The sequence below is a fragment of the Sneathia sp. DSM 16631 genome (genome assembly GCF_014892235.1).
GTDB lineage: Bacteria > Fusobacteriota > Fusobacteriia > Fusobacteriales > Leptotrichiaceae > Sneathia > Sneathia vaginalis.
In genome coordinates this window covers 1-5,809 of the sequence record NZ_JADBHL010000022.1, presented here as the reverse complement: position 1 = coordinate 5,809, position 5,809 = coordinate 1, and the positions used below count along the sequence as shown (strand labels likewise).

General features: G+C 27.5%; 4 protein-coding genes and 1 pseudogene. 4 read left to right on the top strand and 1 reads right to left on the bottom strand.

The genetic code is table 11. From position 1 onward, the window contains the following. The coding region (locus tag IMK15_RS06115) for a hypothetical protein (protein WP_192942265.1) at positions 1-327 on the bottom strand (327 nt) is incomplete at its 3' end. 809 nt (positions 328-1,136) lie between these two features. Here IMK15_RS06115 and IMK15_RS06110 point away from each other — a divergent pair. The 4 genes and pseudogenes from IMK15_RS06110 (at position 1,137) to IMK15_RS06090 (ending at position 5,492) form a co-directional block, all read left to right on the top strand. Then, positions 1,137-2,738, top strand: coding sequence for a hypothetical protein (locus IMK15_RS06110; RefSeq protein WP_192942264.1), 1,602 nt, complete (start codon positions 1,137-1,139; stop codon positions 2,736-2,738). A 124-nt stretch (positions 2,739-2,862) separates the two neighbouring features. After that, complete coding sequence (locus tag IMK15_RS06105; protein ID WP_192942263.1) at positions 2,863-3,453, top strand: hypothetical protein; 591 nt, start codon at positions 2,863-2,865, stop codon at positions 3,451-3,453. 575 nt (positions 3,454-4,028) lie between these two features. Beyond that, positions 4,029-4,367, top strand: a pseudogene (locus tag IMK15_RS06760) (ORF6N domain-containing protein); the annotation flags it as partial. A gap of 99 nt (positions 4,368-4,466) precedes the next feature. Next, entirely contained in the window at positions 4,467-5,492 is a 1,026-nt protein-coding gene (locus IMK15_RS06090; protein WP_192942262.1) for an alpha/beta fold hydrolase, read from the top strand. Positions 5,493-5,809 lie beyond the last annotated feature (317 nt).

Sequence of the window (5,809 nt, the reverse complement as noted above, 5' to 3'; positions counted from 1 at the left end):
AATTCCAGCAAATTCTGGTAATTCATATTTAGCGTATACACTTGAATTGTCTAATAAGTTTTCTGTATACATTTCAGTTGTTAAAGGGTTAACTTTAGATATTGCTTTAATATCTTTATTCTTTAATACTGCACCTAAAGTAAGTTTATTAACTTTTACTTCACCTTTAACTGATAAATCTTTGATATCTCCATCAACAAATGTTTTACCATCTAATGTTTTGTTAAATCTTACTTCGCCTTCACCGTTTCCTTCTACGAAACCAGTAACATTAGCCATTGTTGTCATACTAGCTATTATTCCTGCTAATAATATTGTTTTTTTCATAATTGTTTTCTCCTTTTTTTTAATATTTCTATAGTAGTCAAGTATATTATAGCCAAAAAAGTTAAATAAAAAAGAGAAAAAATAGAAAACAAGTGTTTAATACTTAACTGAAATATTTCACATACAAACTATTCTTTTATATAAACGCATTTTATGACTACCATTTTTTTAACTTAATATATTTTTTTATCACTTTAAAAAAAGTTTCGAGTATTTTATGTGCTTTTGGGCTCTAATTTTTTTAAGCTGAATTTTAAACGTATTTTGTATTTTTAGTATTCAAACATTTTTAAGCCATATATCACTTTTGTGTGATAAAAGTAGAATATATTAGTGTGCTACATATATTTTTTGTATTTTTTTTAAATAAGCTACGATTAATATTTGACATTATGCTAATTTAAAAAAATATGATATATCTTTTTCTTTGCGTGCCGTATTATTAAAAAAACGCTAAATACACAGTATTTATTCAATATATCTGCTTATTATACTTAATTTCAGAAAAAAATACATTAATGAGAAATTTGACCACTTTATGCTTTATATTTGTTACCCTTAATTTTTATATTGTATAAAGGGGCTACAGGCGATAAATTTTTTTGTTCTAAAAAAATTTTGTTTTTGGTTAATAAAGTGTAGTTAAGTTGTAGACGTATAAAATATATGAATAATATAGATAAATAATAGTTAGGTTAAAAAACTATTTTAAATAAAAATAAAAACCTCTTTCATTTCTTGTATATATAGCTACAATATACTTGACTACTATATAAATATATTAAATTTTTGATAAGAGGAGAGATATTATGAAAAAAACAATATTATTAGCAAGCCTTGTTGCATCTATAACTACATTAGCTGCAACTGAAGGTCATGTTAATTACAAATTCAAAGGAGAAATAAATTCTACTTATGATCAAGCTAAAAAAGTTTCAACTAATAAATTCAAAGTTCCTGAAACTTTTGTTGAAACTGAAGTTAAAGTTAAAGGTTCTGGTTTAAGCTTTGGTGGAGAATTCAAAGCTAAAGATATTAAATTAGGAGAAGCTAAAGCTGAAAACTTCTTAAACCACTCTAAGGTTTTTGCTAAATATGAATTACCAGAAATAAAGGGTGTTAAATCATTCGTAAAAGCAACAGTTGAACCTGAATTTGCAAAAACTGTTAAAAATGGTCAAAAAGAAGAAACTAAATTTGAATTTGGTGGATCAGCAGAACTTGAAGGACAAGCAAGCTACAAATATGATGCATTAACATTTGGTTTAAACTCAAAGACTAAATTCCCATTTGCAAAATCAGCAACTAATACTGTTAATTACGGAAAAGATGTTAAATCAACTCACAAAGTATTTGTAGAAAGTGAAAAAGATAAAGACGTATTCGTTAAAGGATTAAAAGATGTAAAAGCAAATGTTGAAATTAAACATGACTACAGAGAACTTAAAAAAGATCAAAAAGCTGCAGAAGCTGTAAATTATGTTAAAGGTGAAGTATCTGCAAAATATGATGCTATTAAAGACTTCGCTGTTGAAGGTAAAGCAGGATTTAAAGTTAATGTTTCTGAATTCACAAATAAAACATATACTGACTTCATTAAGAAAGATGAAGGAGATAACAAACATGATGTTGTTTTAGGTGGAGTTAAAATAAATGATTACTTAGATAAATTCCAAGGTGCAAAATGGATTAGAACAGTAACTGGTTTACACAGAGAATATGCAGATGTTAAATTAACATATACAGGTGTTAAAGGATTAACATTATCAGCTAACCCATTTGTAGACTATACTGAAGGATACAGAAAATATGATGCTAGAAGTAATAAAGTTGTTGAAAATGGACACTTAATTATGTTTGGTACATCATTAGATGCTAAATATGCATTATTAAACAACAAATTAACATTAACTGGTAATGTACTATTATCTGATGTTAAAGTTGTTAAGACTAATACAACTAAGACTATTAAAAATAGAGGAGTTTATGCAGTTAAATTAGGTGCTAAATACGATTATACTGTTGATTCTAAATTAACTGTAAGTCCTGAATTCACAGTAAGTTCAGCTGTACTTAAGAATTATGGAACACCTAAGTTAGTAAACGGTTTTGTTACATTAAAACCAGAAGTAAATGCTGTTTACAAAGCAACTGATAAGTTAGAATTAAAAGGTGGAGTAAGCTTAAGTGCTAACTTCGATAATATTAAGAAAGATAACAACAAGGTTGTAAGTACTAAGTCATTAGAACTTAAACCAAGTGCTTCATTAGTATACAAACCAGTAGAAGGATTAGAAGTTAATAATAAGGTTGAATTACCAGTTAAATTTGGTGAAAAAGCTGACAAATCTCTTGAATACAAAGGTCTAGATGTTAAGACTGAATTAAACATCAAATATTCATGGAAATAATTGAATAAATTTTTTAAAGATTAACCTTGGTAGGGGTTAATCTTTTTTTTAGTACACTTGATTTCTCATAAATTCTCTTCTACAATATGTTAATTTTTAGGCGGGGCGGGAAGGTAGAGAATTTATGAGGAAAAAATTATTGATGATAATTATTGCTGTTTTACCGATACTATGTTTTGGTGAACTTTCAGTTGATACAACGTTGTATTTTAATAAAAAGATAGGTAAAACAGAACATATACTTAAAAATTCAGTTAAATTTGAAAAAGAAAATGCTGTATTAGGGATTGAATTAGATACGTATAAGCAGAGGAGTATTCTAAGTGGATATATTGGTTATACAACCAATATAGATAAGTTAGCAATTACTAATGCAGTGGGGTATAAGACACGGGGATATTACAATTTAAATGTGAAATATATGGGATTAATTAAACCGTATATAGATTTAAAAGTATATCCGTTTAACGATGCTTGTATAGTTGAGCTAGGAACGGTTATGGATAAGAAAATAGAGGACACAAACTTAGAATTAAGTTTAAGTACTAGTATTTTAAAGAATAGAAAAATATCAAAAGTAGGTACAAATGTATCTCTTAAAGTCTATAGAGAACAAGATTTATCTAGTAATATGAGGGCTAAATATGGGATTAAAGCTATGTTGGATAATTCAAATCCAAGTTTAGCCATATTTTATGGAATTAGTGTAAGATAATTTAAAAGAAGCTCCGCCTAAAAAGAAAATATGACAATAATACTGTATAAAATTCTATGTCATTTAGGGTTGAAATTTAGGGTGGTAAGTGTCATCATAAAATGACCTATACAGTTAATTATGGAAAAACAGATGGGTATTGTTGTCCATATAGATATATAGCAATGGATTATGGTTGCTTGAAAGGGAAGATAAAAGCAGAAACATTGGAAGATATCGTTTCAAAAGAGATTAAACTTTATACAGAGAGCTTTCTTTAAAAAGAGCAGACAAGAAAGATTGAGTATAAAGTTATGGAAAGCATTTGTAAAATCCTGCTTGACAGGAAGAAAAGACTGGAAGCGGAAAAGTAAAAGATTCAGGTTTCCAAAATGCAGATTTATGAAAGGCATAAACAGGACGAAATAGATAAAGAAGCATATTTATCAAAGAAAGAAGATTTAAGCAAAAAACTTAAAAATACAGAACAGGAAATAGTCATCATTACGGACAAGATAAAAGAAAATACATCTTCAGGACATAACCTTAATGTTGATAAGCTAAGATTTGGAAATTTGAGAAAGGAAATGGAAAAGATGGATAAAAAAGACGAAATTATGCTTGTAAATCAGGAATCCCTTGCAGAAAAAATTTATATCATAAGGGGACAGAAAGTAATGCTTGACTTTGAACTAGCAGATATTTATGGGTATGAAACTAAAAATTTCAACAGGCAAGTCAAAAACAATATCGAGAAGTTTGAAGGCGAAGATTTTATGTTTAGGTTGACAACTTATGAAGTTGAAGAACTTTCAAGGTGCAAAAATTTCACCTTGAACAGAGGCACAGGACGAGGTAGTAATATTAAGTACAATCCTTATGTCTTTACAGAGCAGGGAATCTATATGCTGATGACAGTTCTTAAAGGTGATCTAAAAAGAAAATACGACAATAACACTGTATAAAATTCTATGTCATTTAGGGTTGAAATTTAGGGGTAGAAGCTGTATGATATTTTAAAGGGAGGGAATAAAATGAAGAAAATATTTTTTATAATCTTTTCATTTATTATTATTTTACTAGCTTTAGTTTTTATTCTTAGAATATATAATGATCATAAGTATAAAGAAATTGGTGTTTTAAATTTACCTAAATATTATAAGGATGTTACTAATATAAGCCTATATCCTACAGATATTGATGGAGTTGATGTAACTTATGTAGATGAAGGTAGAATGCAAGGATTTAGATTTGTACCTAAGAAAAAATTACATAAGGGTCTTGTAATTTGTTTTGGAGGTTCTGAAGGAAGTCCAAATTTTGAAAATGCTAAGATATTAGCAAAAGAAGGCTATGAAATCTTTGCTCTATTTATGTTTGGTATGAAAAATCAAAAACATACTTTGAGAAAAATTCCCTTAGAACAATTTGAAGATGTTATCAATTATATAAATAAAAATATAAAAGACAATAAACCGATAAGTGTTTTAGGAGCGTCAAAAGGTGCAGAATATGCCCTTAATTTAGCGAGCAAATATCCTGAAATAGATAATCTGATTTTAATATCACCTTCATCATATAATTTTGCTGGTTTAGATTTTAAAGATTATGGTTCATCATGGACATATAAAGGAAAGGAACTTCCATATATAGATATAAGAAGAACATCATTAAAATCATTTTTTAAAAATATTATTGGTCCAGCGATTATTAAAAGTCCTATTAGCTATAAAGAAACATATAACAGTGCAATAGAAAAAGACTCAACAAGGCAAGAAAAATTAATACCAGTTAAAGATATTAAGGCAAATATATTAATGATTGTAGGTGAGGATGATTTAATGTGGGATAGTCTTGCCATGGCAAATAAAATAAAAGAACAAAACTCTAAGGCAAAGATTTATTCATATAAAGGAGCAGGGCATATATTTATTGGCAATGGTGTTTTAAATTTAGGAAAAATTAGAATTGCAATAGGAGGAACAGCTGAAAGTAATGATAAAGCGAAAAGCGAATCAAGAAAAATTATTGATGACTTCTTAAATGAAAACCATAAATAGAAAATTGTTTGTAATTTAAGGACGGTAGAAAATTAAATTCTATCGTCTTTTTGCTTTAATAAGAAAGAAGCTCCATCTAAAAAAAAGATAATGTTTTTAATTAATATTTTTGATGTGTAGTTAAAAAAGTATTAATTAAAATATATCAATGAATTTCAACCTTTAATTATACTGTATCCAGTTAGGTTAAGAAATAAACATACATTTAATAAAAATGTCCTTTTTTTTTTTTTTTTTGGCTAAAATCTCGAGTTTGACAGTTTTTAAGGATATAAATAGGCTATAGACCAGTGTTTACTGTATCTATAGCCGTTTTT